The 22,093-nt window shown below is 69.0% G+C and carries 20 protein-coding genes; 7 read left to right on the top strand and 13 right to left on the bottom strand.

What is annotated here, in order from left to right; all coding sequences use genetic code 11:
• Positions 1-207 precede the first annotated feature (207 nt).
• Entirely contained in the window at positions 208-1,359 is a 1,152-nt protein-coding gene (locus AB0B82_RS24205) for a crosslink repair DNA glycosylase YcaQ family protein (RefSeq protein ID WP_360172705.1), read from the bottom strand.
• A 307-nt stretch (positions 1,360-1,666) separates the two neighbouring features.
• Here AB0B82_RS24205 and AB0B82_RS24200 point away from each other — a divergent pair, with 307 nt between their 5' ends.
• Positions 1,667-2,482, top strand: coding sequence for a serine protease (locus AB0B82_RS24200; protein ID WP_360172641.1), 816 nt, complete (start codon positions 1,667-1,669; stop codon positions 2,480-2,482).
• Positions 2,483-2,570: 88 nt separating this feature from the next.
• On the opposite strand, the gene raiA is transcribed toward AB0B82_RS24200, so the two are convergent.
• The 5 genes from raiA to mtrA all read right to left on the bottom strand — a co-directional run bounded on the left by raiA (position 2,571) and on the right by mtrA (position 8,548).
• Positions 2,571-3,197: a ribosome-associated translation inhibitor RaiA gene (raiA, locus tag AB0B82_RS24195; RefSeq protein WP_360172638.1), complete on the bottom strand. Its 627-nt coding sequence runs from the start codon at positions 3,195-3,197 to the stop codon at positions 2,571-2,573.
• A 215-nt stretch (positions 3,198-3,412) separates the two neighbouring features.
• Complete coding sequence (locus AB0B82_RS24190; RefSeq protein ID WP_360172636.1) at positions 3,413-4,102, bottom strand: phosphoribosyltransferase family protein; 690 nt, start codon at positions 4,100-4,102, stop codon at positions 3,413-3,415.
• A gap of 158 nt (positions 4,103-4,260) precedes the next feature.
• Complete coding sequence (locus AB0B82_RS24185; protein WP_360172633.1) at positions 4,261-6,024, bottom strand: LpqB family beta-propeller domain-containing protein; 1,764 nt, start codon at positions 6,022-6,024, stop codon at positions 4,261-4,263.
• Entirely contained in the window at positions 6,021-7,694 is a 1,674-nt protein-coding gene (gene mtrB / locus AB0B82_RS24180) for an MtrAB system histidine kinase MtrB (protein WP_360172630.1), read from the bottom strand. The genes AB0B82_RS24185 and mtrB overlap by 4 nt, the downstream gene beginning before the upstream one ends.
• Positions 7,695-7,870: 176 nt before the next feature.
• Entirely contained in the window at positions 7,871-8,548 is a 678-nt protein-coding gene (gene mtrA / locus AB0B82_RS24175) for an MtrAB system response regulator MtrA (RefSeq protein WP_141859693.1), read from the bottom strand.
• A 350-nt stretch (positions 8,549-8,898) separates the two neighbouring features.
• On the opposite strand from mtrA, the gene AB0B82_RS24170 reads away from it, so the two are divergent.
• The 5 genes from AB0B82_RS24170 to AB0B82_RS24150 are packed head-to-tail and all read left to right on the top strand — an operon-like array spanning position 8,899 to position 13,928.
• Positions 8,899-9,903, top strand: a complete 1,005-nt coding sequence (locus tag AB0B82_RS24170; RefSeq protein ID WP_360172627.1) for a hypothetical protein — start codon at positions 8,899-8,901, stop codon at positions 9,901-9,903.
• Positions 9,900-10,529, top strand: a complete 630-nt coding sequence (locus tag AB0B82_RS24165; RefSeq protein WP_360172624.1) for a DUF4129 domain-containing protein — start codon at positions 9,900-9,902, stop codon at positions 10,527-10,529. The genes AB0B82_RS24170 and AB0B82_RS24165 overlap by 4 nt, the downstream gene beginning before the upstream one ends.
• A complete protein-coding gene (locus AB0B82_RS24160; protein WP_360172622.1) occupies positions 10,526-11,668 on the top strand; it encodes a DUF4350 domain-containing protein in 1,143 nt (380 codons plus the stop codon). The genes AB0B82_RS24165 and AB0B82_RS24160 overlap by 4 nt, the downstream gene beginning before the upstream one ends.
• Positions 11,665-12,636 carry a MoxR family ATPase gene (locus AB0B82_RS24155; RefSeq protein ID WP_360172620.1) on the top strand — a complete coding sequence of 324 codons (972 nt, stop codon included), beginning with the start codon at positions 11,665-11,667 and terminating at the stop codon, positions 12,634-12,636. The genes AB0B82_RS24160 and AB0B82_RS24155 overlap by 4 nt, the downstream gene beginning before the upstream one ends.
• The gene (locus AB0B82_RS24150; protein WP_360172618.1) at positions 12,636-13,928 is read left to right on the top strand and encodes a DUF58 domain-containing protein; all 1,293 of its coding nucleotides are present in this window, start codon (positions 12,636-12,638) and stop codon (positions 13,926-13,928) included. The genes AB0B82_RS24155 and AB0B82_RS24150 overlap by 1 nt, the downstream gene beginning before the upstream one ends.
• A gap of 413 nt (positions 13,929-14,341) precedes the next feature.
• Here AB0B82_RS24150 and AB0B82_RS24145 read toward each other — a convergent pair whose 3' ends face one another.
• Both AB0B82_RS24145 and AB0B82_RS24140 read right to left on the bottom strand, forming a co-directional pair.
• Complete coding sequence (locus AB0B82_RS24145) at positions 14,342-15,139, bottom strand: VOC family protein (RefSeq protein WP_360172615.1); 798 nt, start codon at positions 15,137-15,139, stop codon at positions 14,342-14,344.
• On the bottom strand, positions 15,132-15,473 hold the full coding sequence (locus tag AB0B82_RS24140; protein WP_360172612.1) for a metalloregulator ArsR/SmtB family transcription factor: 342 nt from the start codon (positions 15,471-15,473) through the stop codon (positions 15,132-15,134). Before AB0B82_RS24140 ends, AB0B82_RS24145 begins: the two co-directional genes overlap by 8 nt.
• Before the next feature lie 73 nt (positions 15,474-15,546).
• Between AB0B82_RS24140 and AB0B82_RS24135 the strand changes: the two genes are divergently transcribed.
• On the top strand, positions 15,547-15,798 hold the full coding sequence (locus AB0B82_RS24135) for an amphi-Trp domain-containing protein (RefSeq protein ID WP_360172610.1): 252 nt from the start codon (positions 15,547-15,549) through the stop codon (positions 15,796-15,798).
• Here the strand turns inward: AB0B82_RS24135 and AB0B82_RS24130 are convergent.
• The 5 genes from AB0B82_RS24130 to AB0B82_RS24110 are packed head-to-tail and all read right to left on the bottom strand — an operon-like array spanning position 15,768 to position 21,382.
• Positions 15,768-16,733, bottom strand: coding sequence for an ABC transporter ATP-binding protein (locus AB0B82_RS24130; RefSeq protein ID WP_360172607.1), 966 nt, complete (start codon positions 16,731-16,733; stop codon positions 15,768-15,770). The genes AB0B82_RS24135 and AB0B82_RS24130 overlap by 31 nt on opposite strands.
• Before the next feature lie 3 nt (positions 16,734-16,736).
• Positions 16,737-17,681, bottom strand: a complete 945-nt coding sequence (locus AB0B82_RS24125) for an ABC transporter ATP-binding protein (protein ID WP_360172604.1) — start codon at positions 17,679-17,681, stop codon at positions 16,737-16,739.
• On the bottom strand, positions 17,674-18,561 hold the full coding sequence (locus AB0B82_RS24120) for an ABC transporter permease (protein ID WP_360172601.1): 888 nt from the start codon (positions 18,559-18,561) through the stop codon (positions 17,674-17,676). The genes AB0B82_RS24125 and AB0B82_RS24120 overlap by 8 nt, the downstream gene beginning before the upstream one ends.
• The gene (locus AB0B82_RS24115) at positions 18,558-19,589 is read right to left on the bottom strand and encodes an ABC transporter permease (RefSeq protein ID WP_360172598.1); all 1,032 of its coding nucleotides are present in this window, start codon (positions 19,587-19,589) and stop codon (positions 18,558-18,560) included. The genes AB0B82_RS24120 and AB0B82_RS24115 overlap by 4 nt, the downstream gene beginning before the upstream one ends.
• The gene (locus AB0B82_RS24110; RefSeq protein ID WP_360172595.1) at positions 19,586-21,382 is read right to left on the bottom strand and encodes an ABC transporter substrate-binding protein; all 1,797 of its coding nucleotides are present in this window, start codon (positions 21,380-21,382) and stop codon (positions 19,586-19,588) included. Before AB0B82_RS24110 ends, AB0B82_RS24115 begins: the two co-directional genes overlap by 4 nt.
• Positions 21,383-22,093: the final 711 nt, after the last annotated feature.

Raw genomic sequence — 22,093 nt, 5'->3', positions numbered from 1 at the left:
GGGGAGTTCACTCCTTGCTGCTGAAGCCTGGGTTGCGGCCGAACGCCGACAGGGCACGGCCGACCGCAGCGGACGGCGTGCGACCCCCATCGTACGGTGCCCGGTGTGCCAAGCCACGCGCGCAGCGTGCCTCGAGCCCTAACGGACCCACGACCGGGCCCGCCGGAAAGTTCCCGGGCGGCTGCTTTCCGGTTTGCGGTCAGGCGGTCACTGAGCGTGGACGAGCGCGTCGCTGAGTGCGGGTGAGAGGTCGCCGCCGCCGGACACCTTGACCTGGTCCAACCCGAGCCACCCGGCCAGCTGGACCAGCTCGGCGGCCAGCTCGTCGGCGGTCTCGACCGGCGCCTTCGGCTCCGCGTGCGCCGACTGGACCAGCAGGATGCCGCCCGGACGGTCCGCCTTGAGGTCCACCCGGGCGACCAGGCGGTCGCCGAGCAGGAACGGCAGCACGTAATACCCGTAGATCCGCTTCGGCGCCGGCACATAGATCTCGATCCGGTACCTGAAGTCGAACAGCACCTCGGTCCGGGTCCGCTCGAACACCAGCGAGTCGAACGGACTGACCAGGGCGCGGGTGTTCACCCGGCGCGGCAGGCGCGCATCACGGTGCAGGTACGCCGGGCGCTTCCAACCCTCGATCTGGACCGGGAGCAGCTCGCCGTCCTCGACCAGCTCCGCGATCGCCTGCAGCGTCGGCTCCGGCGCCGTCCGGAAGTAGTCCCGCAGGCACTGCGCCGTGGCGACGCCATGGGCTTTGGCAGCGATCGACACCAGCCCGCGATGCGCCTCCTCGGGCGTCGGCGTCGGCGTTTCGAGCACCGCGCGCGGCAGCACCCGCTCCGGTACGTCGTACAGCCGCTCGAACTGCTGGTTGCGGCCGGCCACTGTGATCTCACCGGCGAAGAACAGGAACTCGAGCGCGCGCTTCACGTCGGACCAGTTCCAGCCCCAATTGTCGCGGGCGCGCTCGACGTCGTCGTCGATCTCACGAGCGGTCAGCGGCCCGTGGCCGCGGACGTCGGCGAGCACCTGCTTCAGCAGGTCGGGCCGCTCCTTCGCGATCGACCGCGGCCCGCCCCACGCCTCGGTTGTCGCCCGCGCCATCCGCCATCGCATCAACGGATGCGTCTCGACCGGGATCAGCGACGCCTCGTGCGCCCAATACTCGACCAGTCGGCGCGGGGCCTTCCCCGAGGCGCGGTCCAGCACGTGCCGTGGGTACGGACCCAGCCGCGAGTACAACGGCAGGTACTGCGCCCGGCTCAACACGTTCACCGAGTCGATCTGGATCAACCCGATCCGCCCGAGCACCCGACTCAGCGCCCGCGCGTCCGGAACCCCCTTGGGCCGCGGATCCATGAACCCCTGCGCCGCCAGCGCCACCCGCCGAGCCTGAGCCGTCGACAACACCTGAGTAGTCACGAACCGCATTCTCCCGCCCGCCACCGACACTTCCCGCGCCCTCAGGCCGCATCTGGCCTCTTTGTGCACCAGATCCGTATTTTCCGGCCCCAAAAGTACGGATCTGGTGCACAAAGAAGGAGAGCGGGGTGGCTGGGCATAACTTTGGAGTTACCGAAAGTGGGAGGTGTGCTACGGAGGGTGTGCGGGAGATGGTGGCGGGAGGCCGTCCGCCCGTGCGGCCCCTATCACCCTGGAGTGAGGCATGACAGGAAAGAAGCAGGCGGTTCGCGCTGCCCTCGCGGCCGGCGTACTGGCCGCGGCGTCCCTCGGTGCGGTGGCCGTCGGCGGCTCCGCGTCGGCCGCGCAGTCGCCGGAAGTACCGAAGACCCGGATCGTCGGCGGCGATATCGCCCACACCGCCGACACGCCGTGGGCCATCCAGCTGTCGAACAGCGGTTCGCCCGATCCCACCGGTGAGTGGTGCGGCGCGACGCTGGTGAAGGCGAACAAGATCGTCACCGCCGCGCACTGCGCGCAGGAGGCGGCCTCGACGTACACCGCGATCCAGGGCCGGGACGTCTTGAGCGACACGTCGACCGGTCAGGAGTCGGGGATCAGCGACATCTGGGTGGACCCGGATTACGGCAAGTCGCCCGGTCACGACGTCGCGGTGATGACGCTGACCACGCCGTTCGACGGTGTGGCCACGCTGGAGTTGGAGACGGACAAGGCTGCCGACGCGGAGGGCGCGGCGTCGACCGTGTACGGCTGGGGCGCGACCGAGGGCACCGGACCGGCGAACACGTTCCAGAAGGTCGACGTCCCGGTGCTGGGCGACGCGTACTGCGAGCAGGCGTACGCGAACGAGGGCTACACCGCCGACGGTGAGATCTGCGCCGGCTACGAGGAGGGTGGCAAGGACTCCTGCCAGGGCGACTCCGGCGGCCCGCTGGTCCTGAACGGCCGGCTGTTCGGCGTGGTCTCGTGGGGCGTCGGTTGCGCGGATGCCGGCAATCCGGGTGTGTACGCCGAGGTTGCGGCGTACGCCACCGACCTGCAGCAACAGATCGACAGCTGACCCCGCAAACACAGCAGCAAGCGGCAAACAGAGCAACAGCAGAGGGGCCGGGCGAACAGCCCGGCCCCTCGTGCGCTCCTCCCGGGGTCTAGACGGTCAGCCGGATCACGCCGTAGTCGTAGCCGCGACGGCGGTAGACGACGCTGGGCTGGTTCTCGTCGGCGTCGACGAACAGGTAGAAGTCGTGCCCGACCAGTTCGAGCTCGTAGAGCGCCTGGTCCAGGGTCATCGGCTTGGCGGTGTGTGTCTTCTCGCGCATCACCAGCGGTCCGTCGCCGGTCACGGTGAGAGAGCCGTACTTCTGTGTCGCCACCTCGTCGTCGGCGACTGGTTCCTCCACCTGGGTTGTGATGCCGGGAACCGGCTGTTTCGCGTTCAGGTGCCGCAGTCCTTCGGGTGTGCGCTCACCCCGGTGGACCCGGCGCCGGTCGGCGGCCTTGCGCACCTGGGACCGGAGCCGGTCCAGGCACACATCGAACGCCGCCTGCTTGGTCTCGCCGCAGGCCTCCGCGCGGACCACCGGACCCTTGGTGTACATGGTGATCTCGACGCGCATCGCCCGATCGTGCTGTCGCGGGTTCTTCTCTCGGCTGACTTCCACCTCGCACCGCAGTACCCGATGATCGACCTTCTCGATTCGCTCGAGCTTTTCCTCGACGTACTGCCGGAAGCGGTCACTGACCTCGCAGTGATGACCCTTGACAACGACGTCCACGGAAACCTCCATCGATCGGCGACTTCTTTACGTGTTCGGACCCCCGTGCTCCAGATGACGGTGCCCGAAACGAAAACGCCCGCTGTCGAACCGGTCGGATCCGGTGGCGAGGAATCCGGCTGATCCGGTCCTCCACCACTCCACTGCCCGACAGGCCCCAGCGGGTGTCATATCCCAACGCTAGTCGGCTTCGGCGAAAACCGGTAGGGAAGTTCTCATGAACCAGACGGGTGCCGCCGGGCGGTGGCGGCCAGCAACGCACAGCCGAGCACCTCGATTCCCCCGGATTCCAAGGCGCGACAGGCTTCCCTGAGCGTGGAACCGGTGGTGATCACGTCGTCGACCAGCAAGACCGGTTGACCGCTCAGCGTTTCAGCCCAGCGCGAACGCAACCGGAAAGCCCCCTCCAGATTGGCCGTACGGCGTTCCGCGGACAGGCCGGCCTGATCGTCGGGGCGCCCGACGACTTGCAGCGCGTCGGCGCGCCGAACGTGAATTCCCTGTCTGCGCAGGGATCTGACCGCACTGTCGGTGATCCGCCGCAGCGGGTCGTGGCCGCGCTGCCGGACTGTTGCCCGCAGCGACGGCACCGGACACAGCCAGGCTGCGCCCCGGCCTTCGAGTGCGACGCGGACCGCATCAGTGAGTAGACCACCGAGCGGCCGGGCAAGGCCATAGCGCGCGTGTTCCTTGTGCGCGACGATCAGATTACGGAGTTCCCCGGCGTACGGCGCGGCAGCGGTCGGCGGCGCCAGACCGGGTGGCGGCGGATCGGGCCAGGCACGGAACGGAGTCGGACCGGTCAGTAGCCGACGGCAACGACCACACAGCGTGACCCCGGGCCGGGCGCATCCCGCACACCGCCCGCCCAGCACCAGGTCCACGAAGCCGTCCCACCCGCGCACCGCCCCACGGTCCGCGAATCACCGCTTCCGGGCAACTCGCCATCCTCGTGCCTGTGGACAACCCGGCTCGACAAACCCGGCTCGACTAACTCGGCTCGACTAACTCGATTGGACAAGCTCGGTTCGACAACTCGGCGGAGGCTCGGCTCCAGTTCGGCTCAGCCCGGGTACGTCGGTGTGACCGCACCGTTGATGTCGCCGGGCTCCGGGGAGACCCAGGCGAGGTCCTTGCTGAGCCAGTGGATGCGGCCGGCGTCGTCCTGGATGACGGGCAACGTGTCCTTGTTCGGGTTCGACGCGACTCGCTGCGGGACGAACTCCAGCGACGATCCGGGCAGCAACTGCAGGCTGGAGCCGTCCGGGCTGACCAGCCAGGCCTGCCGCACCGAGGTGTTGGTGAGGGCAGCGCCGATCACGACGATGCCCTGCTTGTTCCAGGCGGCGTCGGTGATGTTGGTCAGCGCCAGGCGCAGCGGGCGGAAGGCGGCGAGCACCTTCTTCTTCCCGTCCGCAGCGGTCTGAATGGTTGCGGTCTGCACGTAGTTCTGCTTCGTGCCGGCCGCCTGCATCACCAGCAGCGCGCGAACGCCGTCGGGTGCCATCCGCAGCGCGACCGGAGTGTCGCCCTTGAAGTCGGTCTCCACGGTTTCGACCGATCCGTCGTGAGTGCGGACCCGCAGCCGCGGCCGGCCGCTGTCGACCTGGTCGAGGAACCACAGCTTGCCCTCGTCGTCGAAGGTCGGCGGCAATGTGGTCCCGTCCAGCGGGATCTTCACCGCGGCGGGGTCGCTCTCGCCCGGATCCAGCTTGCCGTAGATGAGCTCGCTCTCGTCGGCGGTGACGATCGCACCGGTGTCGCCGGTGAGCCCGACCGCGAACCACTTGGCCCGGTGCTGCGCCAGGGGACCGTTCTCGAGCGGTTGAGCGCTGATGTCCGAGGCGCCGTCCAGGCCGAGGATCCGGTGCGGCTTCTGGTTCAGCAGACCGTACAGCTTGGTCGCGGCGCCGGCCGGGACCTGCGGGTCGTACGCACTGAAGGTGCCGAACGGCAGGATCTCGGGCTCGTCGGGCAGCAGCGGCGCGCCGCCGACGGTGATCTTGGCCCGCAGGTTCAGCTGGTTGAGGGTCCAGACGATCTGTGCGGCCAGCAGCCGCCGGTCCTGGTCACGCAGGGACCCGGCGGCGTCGTTCAGCGCGACGGTGGCCACGCCGAGGTCGACCGGGACCGACACCTGCACCTCGGTCCCAGGAGGCGCGATGGACACCACGCCGTTGCCGAGCCGGCTCGTCGGGCCCTTCAGCAGCTCCTGGACGAGCTGCGTCGCGGCCTGGCCGGAGGGGAGGTTCTGCGGCAGCCAGACCTGGTCCGGCACCAGCAGTTCCTTGGTCTGGTTGAAGAAGTAGAGGTCGCGCGGCGCGAGCTTGAGGTCGACCTGGTTGCTCCCCAGGTACGCGCCCGGCGGCACGGAGTCCACCCGGAACTGCCCGTCGATCTTCTTCAGCCGGAAGAAGAAGTCGGCCTTCTCGTTCGGCCCGGCGGGAATCCACTCACCACGGGCGCCGATGGTGGCGATCTTCCGGGCGGTCAGCTGGACCCCGTCACCCTTCCGGGTCAGTGAGTCCGGACTCTGGTCGTACACCACGGTCCGCGCGTCCGGCCGCCACTCCCCCGCGGCGTCCGGCGTCATGTACTGGCGCGCGACGTCGTACGCCTGGGAATCCGACATGGCTTCCAGGAAGCCGCTGACGATGGCCAGGTCGTTCACGTTCGCGCGCGGCGGCTTCGCTTCGACGCCGACACCGCCCAGGTCGGGCGCCTGCCCCTCGCGCTCGCCGTTGCGGATGGCGCCCTTGGTCGGCACGGTCGCGCAGCCGCCCAGCATTAGCACAGCCAGCACGGCCCCGATCAGCTTGCGCCTCATCGCTCGTCACCGCCGCTCAGCTTCTGGTACGGCGCGCCGACGTCGACCAGGTCGGTGACCACCCGGGTGGCGTCCGGCGGGCGCGGCGGCAGCGGCGAACCGGTGAGCGTGACGTCCGGACGACGCGGCAGCGTCAGCCGGAAGTAGGCACCGTCGCCGGGCGAGCCCCAGGCGTCCAGGCGGCCGCCGTGCAGGCGGGCGTCCTCGAGCGCGATGGACAGGCCGAGGCCGGTGCCGCCAGTGGTCCGGGCCCGCGCCGGGTCGGCCCGCCAGAACCGGCTGAACACCATCTCCGCCTCCTCGGGACGGAAGCCGATCCCGTGGTCGCGGACGGCCACCGCGGCGGCGCCCTCGTCGTACGCCGTGCTGATCTTGATCGGCAGGCCCTCGCTGTGCTCGATCGCGTTGCCGATCAGGTTCCGCAGGATCCGCTCGATGCGGCGGGAGTCCACCTTGGCGCGGCACGGCTCCGGCATGTCCAGCTCGACCGGGCAGCCCTTGCGGTGCAGCAGGGTCTCGTGGCTCTCCAGCACCCGGTTGACGATGTCGCGCAGGTCGACGTCCTCCAGGTCCAGGGCGGCGGCCCCGGCGTCGAACCTGCTGATCTCCAGCAGGTCGGCGAGCAGCTCCTCGAACCGGTTGAGCTCGTTCTGCAGCAGTTCGACCGAGCGGCGGGTGATCGGGTCGAAGTCGTCGCGGCTCTCGTGCAGCAGGTCGGCAGCCATCCGGACCGTGGTGAGCGGTGTCCGCAGCTCGTGCGAGACGTCGGACACGAATCTGCGCTGCAGCCGGGACAGCTCCTCCAGCCGGCGGATCTGCCGCTGCAGATTGGACGCCATCTTGTTGAACGACACGGCCAGCCGGGCCAGGTCGTCGGTGCCGCGGACCTGCATCCGCTCCTCGAGCTTGCCGGCCGCCAGCCGCTCGGCAATCCGGCGTGCCATCCGCACCGGCGTCACGACCTGCCGGGTGACCAGCCAGGCCACCGCGCCGAGCAGAACGATCAGCAACAGACCTGCGGTCACCAGCGCGCGCTGGACGACGTCCAGCGTCTCCTGCTGCGCCGTGAGCGGGAACAGGAAGTAGATCGCGTACCGGTCGCCGGTGGAGTCGATCCGGAGCTGGGAGCCGATCACCAGCCCGGGCACGCTGGGGCTGTCGCGGTAGTTGATCAGCGTGTAGGTGTCCCACAGCTTGGTGCCGTCGCTCACTACAGAGGACGACAGCGGCTGCGGGATCGAGTCGCTGTCGACCAGACCGGTGTAGCGGATTGCGTTGGACGCCGCCTGGTCGGTCGGCACCAGCAGGACGTCGTACAGCCCCGGGCGGTTCGTACCAAGGACCAGCTCGGACAGCTGCTGGTTGACGGTGTTGGCGTTGGCCGCGTCGAGGCTGACGGTCAGCTGCTGGATCTGGGCGCGCACCTCGGCCTGGGCGCTGGTACGGCGTGACTCCAGGACACCGTCCGTGACCTGGCTCATCATCACCCAGCCGACCAGCAGCAGAACCAGCGTGGACATCAACAGGGTCCCGGTGACGATCCGGGCCTGGATCGAGCGCCGCCAGAAGTCCGGCCAGTGCTTCGGGTGCGTCCGCCACAGCGGCGGCTGGGCAGACCAGTCCGCCGCGGCGGCGGTCAGCTCCAGCTCCGTCCCGCGGGACTCGGCCACCTCCTGCTCCGGTGGTGCCGTCGGCTGCCCTGCGCGCTGATCGGTCCGGTTGTCGGCCGACCGGTCGGCCCGGTGATCAGCGTGGTCAGCGTGATCGGGGTGCTCGGTAGGCACCTCGGTGCCGACCATCTGATCGCCGGGGGCAACCTGCGGCTCTTGGCCGCGCTCGTACTCGATCAGTCCGCACCCGCCTTGTATCCGACGCCCCGGACCGTCACGACGATCTCCGGGTGCTCAGGGTCCTTCTCGATCTTGGAGCGGAGCCGCTGGACGTGCACGTTCACCAGCCGGGTGTCGGCCGCGTGCCGGTAGCCCCAGACCTGCTCCAGCAGCACCTCGCGGGTGAACACCTGCCAGGGCTTCGAGGCGAGGCAGACCAGCAGGTCGAACTCCAGCGGGGTCAGCTGGATCGTCTCGCCGGCCCGCTTCACCGAGTGGCCGGCGACGTCGATGGTGAGGTCACCGATGGTCAGCGACTCCGGTCCGGGCTCGTCCATCCGGCGCAGCCGGGCCCGGATCCGGGCCACCAGCTCCTTCGGCTTGAACGGCTTGACCACGTAGTCGTCGGCGCCCGACTCCAGGCCGAGCACCACGTCGACGGTGTCGCTCTTGGCCGTCAGCATGACGATCGGCACCCCGGACTCGGCCCGGATCGCGCGGCAGACGTCGATCCCGTCCATCCCCGGCAGCATCAGGTCGAGCAGCAGCAGGTCCGGCTTGAACTCACGGAACGCCGGTACCGCCTTGTCACCGGTCGCGCACAGATAGGTGTCGTAGCCCTCGTTGCGCAGCACGATGCTGAGCATCTCCGACAACGCGGTGTCGTCGTCGACGATGAGGATGCGGCCCCGCATCGTCCGGTTACCGTCTGCCACGCCCATAGCTCCTTGTGCTCCGTTGTCGTTGGCTTGCCGTTCGCTTCGGACCGATCGGTGTGCGCCCGGCGGGGTGCCGTGCCGTACGCACTACGGATAGTGTCCCATTCCCCTGGTAGCGCACACGCCGGATCGCCGTGTGACCCCGGGTTGGGCTGTGATCATCCGGGATCATGGTGCACTTCCGGGGTTCACCACAACTCACGTGACGTCCGGTACGGCGGTTCACCGGCGAGAGGAGGTACGCGGTGGGAGGGTCTGGCCTGGGGCGTACTTCCGGCTCTGATCACCCGGCTGATCACACTTCTGATCGCAGTTCTGCTCACAGTATGCGCCTGCACGACGACGTGGCGACCGAACCGCTGCGACCGTGGTTGCCCGCCGATCTGCTCGACAACGCGGCCCGGACGATCTCCGACAACAAGACGATCATGCTGGGCCTCCCGGTGCTCGCCGGGATCGCACTGGTCGCGGTTCAGGCCGTGCTGACCGAGATCGCCGTACCAGGCGGACTGGGCGGCTTTTTCGGAGCGGACGACCCGTTCGGGCAGGCCGGTGCGGCGCTGCTGCTCACGTACGGCGTCCAGGTGGTGCTGTTCACGGTGGTGTCGAGCATGCTCGCCGGAATCATCGCGCTGGCCGCGGTGCGTAGTCAGCTGGCGCACAGGGCCGGGCCGCGCGAGCTGATGCGACTGGTGCGGCCCGCGCTGCCGGCACTGGCCGCCGTGGGCCTGGTGCAGTCGCTGTCGTTCATGCTGCTCATCGGTGGCTGGGGGCTGGCGGTGTTCGGCATCGGCGCCGGTGCCGACGCGGCGATCTCCTCCGACGTGGCCGGTGCCGCGGCGCTGGGAATGATGTTCGTCGGCGGCGTGCTGGTGCTGATCTTCGGCGTCCGGCTGGTGCTCGCCGGGACCGTCGTCCTCCTGGAGGGCCGGCACGCGCCGGACATCGGGTTGTACATCCCCGCCCGGGTGGGTGTCTGGGGCGCGCTGCGGCGGTCGTGGCAGCTGGTGCGCGGCAAGTTCTGGCGGGTCTTCGGGATCCTGCTCTTCGGCGGGGTGGTGGTGAACATCATCGGGTACGCGCTCCAACTCGGCGTCTCCCTGCTGGTTTTCACCCTCGAGGGATGGGCCGGCACCAGCGAGAGCGCCGGAGCCCTGGCGGTAGTGATCGTGTTCGGTCTGGCCGCTGCACTGATGACAGTGCTGACGCTGATCGCCAGCCTGGCGTTCATGTCCGCCGTCCAGGCACTGATCTACCTCGACCTGCGGGTGCGGCGGGAAGGCCTCGACCTGTGGATGCGGCCCGCACTGCGGTTCGGAGAGCACCCGTGATCCTTCTCCCGCTGGAACCACCCGTCGACATTGACCGGGACCAGGCTGCCCAGGAGGCGGCCAAGGAGCTGTCCAAGACCGCCTACCGGGACTCTGGCTCGTTCCTGGGGCGCGCGATCCGCCAGGTGCTGCAGTGGATCGGTGATCTGCTGGAGAGCCTCACCGGTTCGTCGCCCAACGGACGTGCCGGTTTGGTGATGCTGATCGGCCTCCTCGTGCTTGTGGTCATCATCGTGCTCTGGCGCTCCGGCGTACTGCGGACAACGCGCAAAACCCCGAAACAGGCCGTGTTCGACACGGAACGGCGGCGTAGTGCGGCCGAGTACCGCACACAGGCCGAACAGGAGGCTGCGTCCGGTGACTTCGCGTCGGCGATCCGCAGCCGGTTCCGTGCCTGCGTGGCGGAGCTGACCGAGCGGACCGTACTGGACGAGCGGGCCGGACGGACGGCGTACGAGGTCGTAGCCGATGCGTCGCGTGCGGCACCGGTACTGCGTGAACCGCTGCAGCCGGCCGCACTGATCTTCACAGAGGTTGTCTACGGCAACCGCCCGGGGACGCCGGAGCGGTACGCCGCTGTCGTGGCAGCTGACAACGCCGCACGCACCGCACGGGTGGCGGTATGAGTACGTCGACGACCGGCCGGAGTGTCGGCGACAGCTGGCGCGCGTTGCGGATCCCCCTGCTCGTCACCGCTGTGATCGTGCTCGCTGCGTTCGTTCTGCTGGCCGCCACGGCTGCGCGAACGTCAGGCCCCCTCAGCCCGGACTCCACCGACGCGGACGGCGCGCGGGCGCTGGCAGCCCTGTTGAAAGACCACAACGTCGACGTGACGGGTACGGACGACTTGGAGGACGTCGTCGAGCCGGCCGCCGGCAAAACGCTCCTGATCGCACCAGGCGGCTCGCTGGACGTGAGCGACTGGCGGCGGATCGCCGATGCGGGGTGGAGTCATATCGTCCTGATCCGGCCGACCGGTCGCGCACTCGAGGCCCTCGCGCCCGAGGTGCGGCTGACGGGTAGTTCGCTGCCGAGGCGCAGCCGCGAACCGGGGTGTGACCTGCCGGCTGCGGTTCGGGCCGGCACAGCCACCGTCGGCGGGCCGACGTACAGCGCTCCCGACGCCGCGACCACCTGCTACGGCGACGGCTTCAACAACATCCTGGTCCGGCTGGAGCTCGGCGAACGGACGGTCGACGTGATCGGCTCGCGGCTGACGTTCACCAACGAGGAGCTCGCCGACGACGGCAATGCGGCGCTGGCGCTCAATCTGCTGGGGACACATCGGGACCTGGTCTGGTACCTGCCGCAGTGGGAGTCCGACTACTCCAGCTCCGGCGACAGCGGTACGCCGCTGATCCCGCCCGATGTCCGCTACATCGCCTGGGCGCTGGCGTTCGCTGTACTGGTCGTGGCGATCTGGCGTGGACGGCGGCTCGGTCCGGTCGTTGCGGAGCAGCTGCCGGTGATCGTGCACGCGGCCGAGACCACCGAGGGGAGGGCGCGGCTGTACCGCCGTTCACGGGCGCGGGACCGCGCGGCCTCCGCGTTGCGCGAGTCGGCGCTCGGTCAGCTCCACAAGGCGCACGGCATCCCACGCCGCGCCGATCCGTCGGCCGTCGTCGCGACTGTCGCCGCGCGCACCGGCAGGGACCCGGCCATGCTGTACGAACTGCTGTACGGCCAGCCGCCGCTCACCGACGCCGCTCTGATGTCCTTGTCCCAGGAACTCGACGTACTGACGCAGGAGGTACGACACCCGTGACGACTACCGAGGTCACCGCGGAGCAGGCCAGACAGTCGCTGGTGGCGCTGCGGACCGAGATCGGCAAGGCGGTGGTCGGCCAGGACACCGCGGTGACCGCACTGGTGCTCGCTCTGCTCTGCCGCGGCCACGTGCTGCTGGAGGGCGTGCCCGGTACGGCGAAGACGCTGATGGTGCGGGCACTGTCGATGGCCCTGCGGCTGGGCACCAAGCGCGTCCAGTTCACGCCGGACCTGATGCCGGGTGACGTCACCGGGTCACTGGTGTACGACGCGAAGACGTCCGAGTTCGAGTTCCGTCCTGGTCCGGTGTTCACGAACATCCTGCTGGCGGACGAGATCAACCGGACGCCGCCGAAGACACAGGCGGCGTTGCTGGAGGCCATGGAGGAGCGGCAGGTCACCGTGGACGGTGAGCCGCGCCGGCTGCCCGCACCGTTCGTCGTTGCCGCCACGCAGAACCCGGTGGAGTACGAAGGCACCTACCCGCTGCCTGAGGCCCAGCTGGACCGTTTCCTGCTGAAGGTGACGCTCGACATCCCGCCGCGCGACGCCGAGATCGCCGTCCTCGCCCGGCACGCCCAGGGCTTCGACCCGCGTGACCTGGCAGCTGCCGGTCTGCGTCCGGTAGCTGGTCCGGAAGACTTGGCGGCCGGCCAACAGGCAGTACGGCGGGTTGCGGTGCGGGACGACGTACTGGCCTATGTCGTGGACCTGTGCCGCGCTACCCGGCAATCGCCGTCGCTGCAGCTGGGTGTCTCGCCGCGTGGTGCCACCGCGTTGCTGGCGGTGTCGCGAGCGTGGGCGTGGTTGTCCGGCCGGGACTACGTGATTCCGGACGACGTGAAGGCGATGGCGCGTCCTTGCCTTCGGCATCGGGTGCAGGTGCGTCCTGAGGCCGAGCTGGAGGGTGTCAGCGCGGACGCCGTCCTGGAGAGCGTGCTCGCGACGGTGCCGGTGCCACGCTGATGGTTCTGACTGGCCGAGCCGGCGTCCTGGCTGCTGCTGGAGTGGTGTTCGTCGCTCTGGTGATGCCGTCCTGGACAGGTGTCGGTCTGGTGGTTCTGGCGGTGCTGGTGGTGTGTGGCGTGGACATGCTGCTGGCAGGGTCGCCACGGCGACTGCAGTTCGAGCGGTCGGGCGACAACGCCGTACGGCTCGGTGAGCAGGCCACTGTGGACCTGCTGATCACCAATCCAGGTCGGCGCGTCCGCGGACTGCTACGCGACGCCTGGCCGCCGTCTGCCGGCGTCCTGGACCCGCCGCACAAGCTGGACCTGCCGTCCGGTGAGCGGCGGCGGCTGACGACACACCTGGTCCCAACGCGCCGCGGCGACCGAAAGGCTGCGCGGGTGACGGTCCGGTCGATCGGTCCGCTGCGCTTCGCTGGACGTCAGCGGTCGCACGAGGTGCCGTGGACCGTCCGGGCGCTGCCGCCGTTCAACAGCCGGAAGCACCTGCCGTCGCGGCTGGCCCGACTGCGCGAGCTGGACGGTCGTACGGCGTTGCTGGTGCGCGGGCAGGGTACGGAGTTCGACTCGTTGCGGGACTACGTACCTGGTGACGACGTACGCAGCATCGACTGGCGTGCCACCGCACGGCGCGGGAACGTCGTACTGCGCACATGGCGACCGGAGCGGGACCGGCAGGTCGTCATCGTGATCGACTCCGGTCGGTTGTCCGCCGGCCGGGTCGGCGATGCGCCGCGGCTAGACCACGCGATGGACGCTGCGCTGCTGCTGGCCGCCCTGGCCACGCGGGCGGGCGACCGGGTCTCGTTGCTGGCCTGCGATTCCGCAGTGCGTGCCGACGTACGGCGTCCCGCACCGGAGGACGTACTGCCGTCGTTCGTGAACGCGCTGGCCAACGTGGAGGCAGAGCTCGTCCAGACCGACTTCCGCATCGTCGTGTCGCAGGTGCTCGAGCGGCTGGGTCAACGCTCACTGGTCGTGCTCCTCACCGGCCTCGACCCCGCCGTCATCGAAGAGTCGCTGCTGCCCGTCATCGGCCCGCTCCTACGCCGCCACGTCGTACTGCTCGCCTCGGTCGCCGACCCGCGGCTGACCGAACTGGAGTCGACCCGCGGCGACCTGCTGGACGTCTACGGCGCCGCCTCCGCCGCCCGCACCCGCCTCGACCGAGAACGCCTCATCGCCACCCTCACCCGAGCCGGCGTCACCGTCGTCGACGAACCTCCCGCCCAGATAGCCCCCGCCCTGGCCGACACCTACCTCGCCCTGAAGAAAGCCGGCCGCCTCTGACCACAAGGTGTGTGGGGTTGTCGCCCTGGTGGTCGTCGACTCGCACCGAGGCACCGCAACCGTGGTCGCGCCTGTGCCTGGGCCTGCGCCTGGGCCGTGGCGTGGTGGTGCGGCGTGGCTGGTGGCACGGCGTGTCGTGGTGGCGCGGCGTGGCGTGGCGCGGTGGTACGGCGTGGAAGTGAGGGTTTCCGGGTTTCCGCCGCACGGTGGGTTCACCCATCGTGTTGTGGGTTCCGCACCCTTCACACGGGTCAGGAACCCACAACACCGTGGGTAAACCCACCGCGCGGGAACGGACGCGCGCGGTCGTCCAGCGCGGGCGCCGACTTGGTCACCCGGGGCCCACCCACGGATCGGTCACGAGAGCCGGATATCCCCCGGCGTTGCATCAGTCGCAAGAACCGGTTGACCGGTCACTGCATTGTTGGGCGGGCTTGGGCGAAGGTCCAGCGGTGGCCTTCCAGGTCTTCGGCTTCGTAGCAGCGGTAGCCGTGCGAGTGGATCTCGGTGAGGATCTTCGCGCCGGCCTGCTGGGCGTGGGCGAAGTGCGCGTCGAGGTCGTCGACGTACACCCAGACGTTGTGGTCGATCGCGGTCGGGCGCGCTTCGGTGCGCTTGAACAGCAGTACGGCGACCCGTCCGACGTGCAGCTCGATCCACGAAGGGTACTCGCCCTCGGCCGGGAAGGTGTCCCAGGAGTCGATCGCGAACACCTCGTGCAGCCACCGCGCGGCGGCGGCCGGATCGTCGTAGTACAAGGCGATCGAGAGCCGCTCGATTTCCCGCGGCGGACCGGACGCGGCGGCCCGGCGCTCGACCCAGTCGGGCAGCCAACGGATCACGCGCGGCCAGAAGTAGAACGCCTTGCCGTCAGGGGATTTCAGCTTCTGTACGACAGTCACCCGCGTCCCGCCCGTCACCGCCTCGAAGTCGACGCTGGTCTCGGTGTCGTCGACCGAACTGCGGTACCCCAGCCGCGCACCGGGGTCCCACGCGGTGATGGTGGCCAACTCGAGGACGTCGTCGGCGTACACCTCCAGCACCCGTCCGCCGACCCCCGGCTCGATCCGCATCGCGGTGACCCGGCCGGAGTCGAAGAAGTTGATCGGATTACGCAGCCACCAGTGGTCGATCTCCGCGGTGAAGACCTCGAACGCGGTCGCGGGATCGACGGACACCTCGACAGACGCCGTCGCGGACGGTTCAGTCATCGGACTTCCCTCTCTGCTCGACGTGCTGCTTGAACGAGGCCAGCTGGTCCCGCCAGTGGGCCTGGACCTGGTCGAGCCAGGCCTGTACGGCGACGACGGGCTCAGGGTTGAGCCGGAACACGCGCACCCGGGCGTCGTCCGGCACGCGCTCGTCGGCGACCAGGCCGGCCTCCAGCAGAATCCGCAGGTGCCTGCTCATCGCGGGCGACGAGGCCCCGGTCGCGGCCGCCAGCTGACCGGCCCGCCGCGGTCCCTCGCCGAGCAGTTGCACGACCTGCCGCCGGGTGGGATCGGCCAGGGCTTCGAAGAAGCGGTCGACCTGGTCTTGCGCCATACCGCAATAGTTCTAGCATCTGTTAACTATTGTCAATAGCTCGAAGAACCTGCGGCCTGGTTGGATATGCGGCATGGGTACGAGAGATGTCGAAATGGACTACACGGTCGGCGAGTTCGCGGCGAAGTTGCGGCGGCTGGCCGACGCGCTGGAGTCGGGCAAGGCGTTCCGGGTGCAGGTGGCGGGTGAGCGGTTCACGGTGCCGCGGCATGCCCGGATCAGCGTGGAGCACGAGCGGGGCGAGACCGAAGAAGAGGTCGAGTTCCAGCTGAAGTGGTCGCTCGCGGACGCCGATCAGGAGCCGGAGGGTGACACCGCCGTCTGATCGGCGGTGACCAGGTGGCACGCGACCTGGACGGCGGTCCCTGCGTTCAGAATCGGCAGTGGTTGCGTGCTGCAGGCCGGCTTGCCGTTGCCCTGGGCCACCACATGGCAGCGGGGGTGGAAACGGCAGCCCGCTGGGACCCGGGTCGGGTCCGGCGGCTCACCGGTGAGGACGATCCGGTTCGGCGACTCCGGCAGGACCGAGAGCAGCGCCTGAGTGTACGGGTGCTGCGGATTCGTCAGGACGTCCTCGGTGCGGCCGGACTCGACGATCCGGCCGAGGTACATCACGGCGACCCGGTCGGCGATGTTCCAGGCCAGGCCGAGGTCGTGCGTGACCACCAGCGCGGACAGGCCGAGTTCGTCGCGCAGCCTGAGCAGGAGCGCGAGGATCTCGCCGCGCACCGAGGCGTCGAGTGACGCGACCGGCTCGTCGGCGATCAGCACCTTCGGGTCGAGTGCGAGCGCGCCGGCGATGACCACGCGCTGACGCTGCCCGCCGGACAGTTCGTGCGGGTACCGCTGGAAGAACCGCTCCGGTGGCCGCAGCCCCGCACGCGCCAGCGCCGACGAGACCACGTTTTCCTCGTCGGCGAGCTTGTGGATGCGCGGCCCTTCGGCGACCGCCTCGTAGACGGTGTGCCGCGGATTCAGCGACCCCATCGGATCCTGCAGTACCAACTGGACCTGACGACGGAACGCCTTCAGCGCGCGTCCCGAGTACTCCAGCGGCGTGCCGTCGTACGTGACCTCGCCGGACGTCGGACGTTCCAGGCCGAGGAGCGTTCGGGCGAGTGTGGTCTTGCCGCAGCCGGACTCCCCCACGAGCGCGACGATCTCGCCGGCGCCGACGGACAGGTTGACGCCGTCGACGGCCCGCGCCCGGCGGCCGCCGCGACCGGAGAACTCGACATGCAGATCACTTGCCTCGAGCAAGAGTCACTCTCCTACCAGGACACAGGCAGCGGTCCGGTCGGCACCGGCGGGACGTAGCTGTACGTCGGTTGTCGCGCACGACTCGAGCGCTACCGGGCAGCGCGGATGGAACGCACAACCGCCAGGCAACTGCTGCGGATCGGGCGGGTCGCCGGCCAGGCCGCGCGGCGCCAGCCGGGACGCCGGGTCACCCACGGTCGGGAACGCCGCGGCCAGCGCCTGGCTGTACGGATGCCGGAACTGCCCTGACGACGGGCCGATCTCGACCAGGCGCCCGGCGTACATCACGGCCAGCCGGTCGCAGACGTCGGCGAGGACGGACAGGTCGTGCGAGATCATCAGCAGCGAGATGCCGTGGTCCGCGATCAACTGGCGGATCAGCGTCAGCACCTGCGCCTGGACCATCAGGTCGAGGGCGGTCGTCGGTTCGTCGGCGATGATCAGCTGCGGTTCACAGGCCAGCGCCATCGCAATCATCACTCGTTGCCGTTGGCCACCACTTAGCTCGTGCGGGTAGCTGCGCGCTCGCCAGGCCGGCAGACCGACCTGTTTGAGCAGTTCGCGAACACGTTTTCCTGCGTCCGCCGTGGAGGCCAGCTGGTGCACGAGCAATGGCTCCGCGATCTGGTCGCCGATCCGCTGAACCGGGTTCAGGCCGTGTTGCGCGCCCTGGAAAACGATGGACGCCGACGACCACCGGACCGCACGCAGGCGGCCCCACTTCATCGTCAGCACGTCCTCGCCGTCCAGCAGGACCTTGCCGTCGACGACCGCGGACCGCGGCAGCAGCCGGAGCAACGCCAGCGCGACCGACGACTTCCCCGATCCCGACTCCCCCGCCAGTCCGAGGGCCTGGCCGGCCGGGACGTGCAGCGAGACACCGCGGACGGCGGGCACCTCGCCGCCGGCGATCCGGTAGCGGACGGACAACTCGTCGAGCTCAAGCATGGGCACGCGTCCGCAGGCGGGGATTGAGCACGGTCTCCAAAGCCCTTCCACACAAGGTGAACGCCATCACCACGATCACGATGCACAGGCCGGGAACCAGGATGTACCACCAGGCACCGGCGGTCGCCGCACCCCAGTCGTACGACCCACGCAGCATCGTGCCCCACGAGGTCTTGTTCGCGCTGACACCGAGGAACGCCAGCGTCGACTCGGTGACGATCGCGCTCGCCACCTCCAGCGTCGTACTGGCCAGCAGCAGCGGGGCCACGTTCGGCAGCACGTGCCGCGTGGTGATGTGCCAGTGGCCCGCGCCGAGCGCCAACGACCTTTCGATGTACGGGCGTGCCTCGACGGCCAGCGTCTGCGCGCGGATCAGGCGCGCGGTCGACGGCCACGACGTGACGCCGATCGCGATGATGATCGTCGCGGTCGAACCGCCCAGGATCGCCGCCAGCACCAGCGCGGTCACCAGCGACGGAAGCACCAGGAACCAGTCGGTGATCCGCAGGATCACCGCACCGGCCCAGCCGCGGAAGTGCCCGGCCGCGATCCCGAGCACAGTACCGATCACCATGCTCAGCAGGGCCGCCAGGAAGCCGATCAGCAACGAGGTTCGCGAACCCCACCAGATCATCAGCAGCACCGACCGGCCGGACTCGTCGGTGCCCAGCGGGTGGTCGAGGCTCGGCGGCGCCATCTTCGCGCCGGTGCCGCTGACCACGTTCGTCACGCCGGCGTCGATGAACAGCGGCGCGATCAGCGCCAGCACGACGGCGACCGCGAGAACGACCAGTCCGGAAACACCTGCTCGATGTTTCCTGAATTCCGCCCAGAAGTTTCCTACGGCATTCCGCCGCCGGACCCAGGCCACGCTGCTCATGCCGACCTCACCCGTGGATCGAGGACGTGGTAGATCACGTCGGCCAGCGTGTTCATCACGATCACCGACACCGTGATCAGCAGGAACGTGCCTTGCATCAGCGTGAAGTCCGGTACCCGGATCGCCTCGTAGAACAGCTGCCCGAGGCCTGGCCAGCTGAAGATCGCCTCGACCGTCACGGCACCTCCGACGACGAACCCGATTCGCATGAACACCAGCGTCACGGTCGGCAGCAGCGCGTTCGGTACGGCGTGTTTCCGCCGTACGTCGTCGTCCCGCAGACCCTTCGCCCGCGCGGTCGTGATGTAGTCCTGGCCGACCTCGTCGATCACCGACGACCGCATCACCAGCAGGTACTGCGCGTACACGACAGCAACCATCGTCAGGCACGGCAGAACCATGTGCTGACCGACGTCGAGCACGCCCGCGAACCCGTCCGGCTTGTCCACGCTCGAACTGCCGCGGGTCGGGAAAATCCCCGGAATCGGACCGATTCCGGCTGCGAACACCATCAGCAGCAACAACCCGAGCCAGAACGTCGGCACCGACCAGAGCACCAGCGAGATCGCGGTCGACACCTTGTCGAACCGGCTGCCCGGCTTCCACCCGGCCCGCGCGCCCTGCCAGAGACCGAGGCTGACGGCCATCACGAGCGCCGTCCCGGTGAGCAGCAGCGTCGACCCGATCCGCTCGCCGATCAGGTCCAGCACCGGACGCTTGTACTCGTACGAGACGCCGAGATCGAAGCGCAGCGTCTGCGACACGAAGTGCAGGAACTGCTCAGGAAGCGATTTGTCCAGGCCGAGCCGGGCGCGTTCCAGGTCGAGTTGCTCGGGCGTCATGTTCCGGCCCTGCGCCAGCGCCCGGACCGGGTCGCCCGGCAGCAGCCGGAACAGGAAGAACGTCGCGACGATCACCATCGCGATGCTCAGCAGCGCCCCGCCCGCCTTGGTCGCCGCGTAACGCGGCAGACCGTGGCGGGCCGGGCGCTCCTCGAGCGCTTCGGCTGCGGTGGTGTCGACCGTCATTCGCGCTCGTCGGCCGCGCCCTGACGGCGTCGCAGGACGAGGAACCCACCGATCAGCGCGACCACGACCACCGCGGCGATCCCGGTGATCGCGCCACCACCCAGTCCACCGCTTTCCGCGGTTTCCCCGTCCTTCGTCACGGCCTCGACGGTGTAGAACGGCCAGTAGCCGGAACCGCCGTACAGCAGGCCCTTGTCCTCGGGAATCGGGGTGATGCTGGCGATCCGGTCCTTGCGGTACCCCTCCAGGTCGTTCGGGTAGTAGAGCGCGATGACCGGAGCGTCGGTGTAGAGCCTTTCCTCCATTTTCTTGATGATTTCCGCGCGCTTTCCGCGGTCGAGTTCCTTCTGCTGCTCCTTGTACAGGCTCTCGTACGTCGGGTCGCAGTAGAACGACTCGGTGCCACCGCCCTGGCCGGACGCGGTCGGGCGCCGGCTGCACAGGTGCGTCGCCAGGACTTCCTCCGGGTCCGGGTTCACCGACCAGCCGCTGATCGCGATGTCGAAGAGCGCCGTCGTACCGGTCTCCTCGGTGAACTTGCTCGAGTCCAGCCGCTTGGTGGTCAGCTGGATACCGACCTCCTTCAACCAGCCGGTCAGGTACTCCGACAGCTTGTCCTCGATCGGGGTGTCGGTGTGGATGCTGAACCGGAACTGCAGTTTCCGCGACCCGTCCGGCATCGTCCGGATGCCGTCGGCACCCTTCTTGTAACCGGCCTCGTCGAGGATCTGGTTCGCCTTCGCAGGATCGAACGAGATCTTCTGGTCGCCGCTCGCCTCCCAGAAGAAGTCCTTGTACAGCGGCGGCACGATCGAGCCGTCGGCCGGTTTCGCCAGGCCGCCCTGGACCTCGTCGACCAGCTTCTGCTTGTCGATCGCGTAGTGCAGCGCGGTCCGCACCTTCGGGTCCGTCAGCGCCGGGTGCCCGTCACCGATCGGCTTGTTGTCGCTGGTGGTCGCACCGTGATTGATCTGCAGGTACGTCGCGCGCCGGCCCTGGGTGTTCCACTGGACGATGTTCTCGTCGCCCTTCAGCGACTCGAAGTCCGGCGGGTTCAGCCGGCCGATCAGGTCGATGTCGCCCTTCTTCAGGCCGACGATCGAGGCCGCGGGGTTGTCGTAGAAGATCACCTGCAGCTCGTCCACCTTCGGGCGGCCGCGCCAGTAGTCCGGGTTCGCCTCCAGCCGGACGAACTGGTCCTTCTTGTGCTCCACCGCGACGTACGGTCCGCTGCCGACGGCCGGGTACACCTCCGCGTCGTACTCGGCGATGTTCGGGACCTTCTCCCAGACGTGCTTGGGCATGATCGGCACCGGGTTGTCGAGCATCGACGCCTGCGGAGCCTTGAGCTTGATGGTCAGCTCCTGGCCGTTCGCGGTGACGCTCTCGAAGTTCTCCACCGCCGGTCCGTTGCCGGTCTTCGCGCCGTCGTCGGTCATCATCTTGTTGAACGTCCAGGCCGCGTCCGCCGCGGTGATCGGCTGCCCGTCCGACCACTTCGCCTCCCGGATCTTGAACGTCCAGGTCAGCCCGTCCGGCGACGTCGTCCACGATTCGGCCAGATCCGGGCTCGGCTGCAGCGTCTTCGAGTCCGGCACCGTCAGGAACCCGTAGATCAGCCGCTGGATCGACCCCGTCACCAGCCGGACGGCGAGGAACGGGTTCATCGAGTCCACCGACTGCGTGACCCCGATCTTGATCACCTTCTTCGCCGCCGGATCGGCCGCCGACGCCGTACCAGGTACCGCCGCCAGCAAACACAACGCCGCCAGCAGCGCCAACAGCTTCCTCATGGGAGCCCCACCTTCCCCAGCCGGGTGTTGATGTTGGAAAAGAAACCACACCAGTAACCGCCACCCTGTCAACAAGATACGAAACTTTGTCACCCCGAAGTAACCTCCCGCCACCACACCCCGCGGGCGGGTGGACCACGATCGTGGCGACGTCACTGCGGTGGCCGGGTGGCTGGGGGTGGGCGGGTGGCTGGGTGGGGTGGCTGGGTGGGGTGGCTGGGTGGGGTGACTGGGTGGGGTGACTGGGTGGGGTGGCTGGGCGGGCGGCTGGGCGGGGTGACTGGGCGGGGTGGCTGGGCGGGGTGACTGGGCGGGGTGGCTGGTTGAGTCGGCGCCCGTACTTCGATCGGCGGCGTCGCATTGGGCTCCGCCGCGAGCGGTACGGCGTGCCACGTTGGGCTCGGCGTACTTCGATCGTGACGGCGCCGCGTTCCAGTTCGTTGCCGCCCCTCGTCGAGTCGTGGCGTTTGGCTCGCACGGGCTTCGTCGAGTCGTGGAAAGTGGTTGCCTGCCCCCGCCGAATCTCACGACTCGCCGCAGGTCGGGCCGTCCGGACCTGTCCGATGGGGGCGTGAACAGGAAATCGCAGGTGGTGCACCCACCACTTCGTAGTCAACACGGTGGGTTCACCCATCGTGTTGTGGGTTCCGTACCCTTCACACGGGTCAGGAACCCACAACACCGTGGGTGAACCCACCGTGCGGGGACGCG

The organism is Kribbella sp. NPDC048915 (assembly GCF_040649595.1).
Taxonomy (GTDB): Bacteria; Actinomycetota; Actinomycetes; order Propionibacteriales; family Kribbellaceae; genus Kribbella.
This window is presented reverse-complemented; position numbering and strand designations above follow the sequence as displayed.

Bases quoted from the DNA above. Each gene is read 5' to 3' on its own strand.
- AB0B82_RS24205 (WP_360172705.1), bottom strand. From the start codon at position 1,359: ATGGATCCGCGGCCCAAGGGGGTTCCGGACGCGCGGGCGCTGAGTCGG.
- AB0B82_RS24200 (WP_360172641.1), top strand. From the start codon at position 1,667: ATGACAGGAAAGAAGCAGGCGGTTCGCGCTGCCCTCGCGGCCGGCGTA.
- AB0B82_RS24185 (WP_360172633.1), bottom strand. From the start codon at position 6,024: ATGAGGCGCAAGCTGATCGGGGCCGTGCTGGCTGTGCTAATGCTGGGC.
- mtrA (WP_141859693.1), bottom strand. From the start codon at position 8,548: ATGCGGGGCCGCATCCTCATCGTCGACGACGACACCGCGTTGTCGGAG.
- AB0B82_RS24170 (WP_360172627.1), top strand. From the start codon at position 8,899: ATGCGCCTGCACGACGACGTGGCGACCGAACCGCTGCGACCGTGGTTG.
- AB0B82_RS24160 (WP_360172622.1), top strand. From the start codon at position 10,526: ATGAGTACGTCGACGACCGGCCGGAGTGTCGGCGACAGCTGGCGCGCG.
- AB0B82_RS24150 (WP_360172618.1), top strand. From the start codon at position 12,636: ATGGTTCTGACTGGCCGAGCCGGCGTCCTGGCTGCTGCTGGAGTGGTG.
- AB0B82_RS24145 (WP_360172615.1), bottom strand. From the start codon at position 15,139: ATGACTGAACCGTCCGCGACGGCGTCTGTCGAGGTGTCCGTCGATCCC.
- AB0B82_RS24140 (WP_360172612.1), bottom strand. From the start codon at position 15,473: ATGGCGCAAGACCAGGTCGACCGCTTCTTCGAAGCCCTGGCCGATCCC.
- AB0B82_RS24135 (WP_360172610.1), top strand. From the start codon at position 15,547: ATGGGTACGAGAGATGTCGAAATGGACTACACGGTCGGCGAGTTCGCG.
- AB0B82_RS24125 (WP_360172604.1), bottom strand. From the start codon at position 17,681: ATGCTTGAGCTCGACGAGTTGTCCGTCCGCTACCGGATCGCCGGCGGC.
- AB0B82_RS24120 (WP_360172601.1), bottom strand. From the start codon at position 18,561: ATGAGCAGCGTGGCCTGGGTCCGGCGGCGGAATGCCGTAGGAAACTTC.
- AB0B82_RS24115 (WP_360172598.1), bottom strand. From the start codon at position 19,589: ATGACGGTCGACACCACCGCAGCCGAAGCGCTCGAGGAGCGCCCGGCC.
- AB0B82_RS24110 (WP_360172595.1), bottom strand. From the start codon at position 21,382: ATGAGGAAGCTGTTGGCGCTGCTGGCGGCGTTGTGTTTGCTGGCGGCG.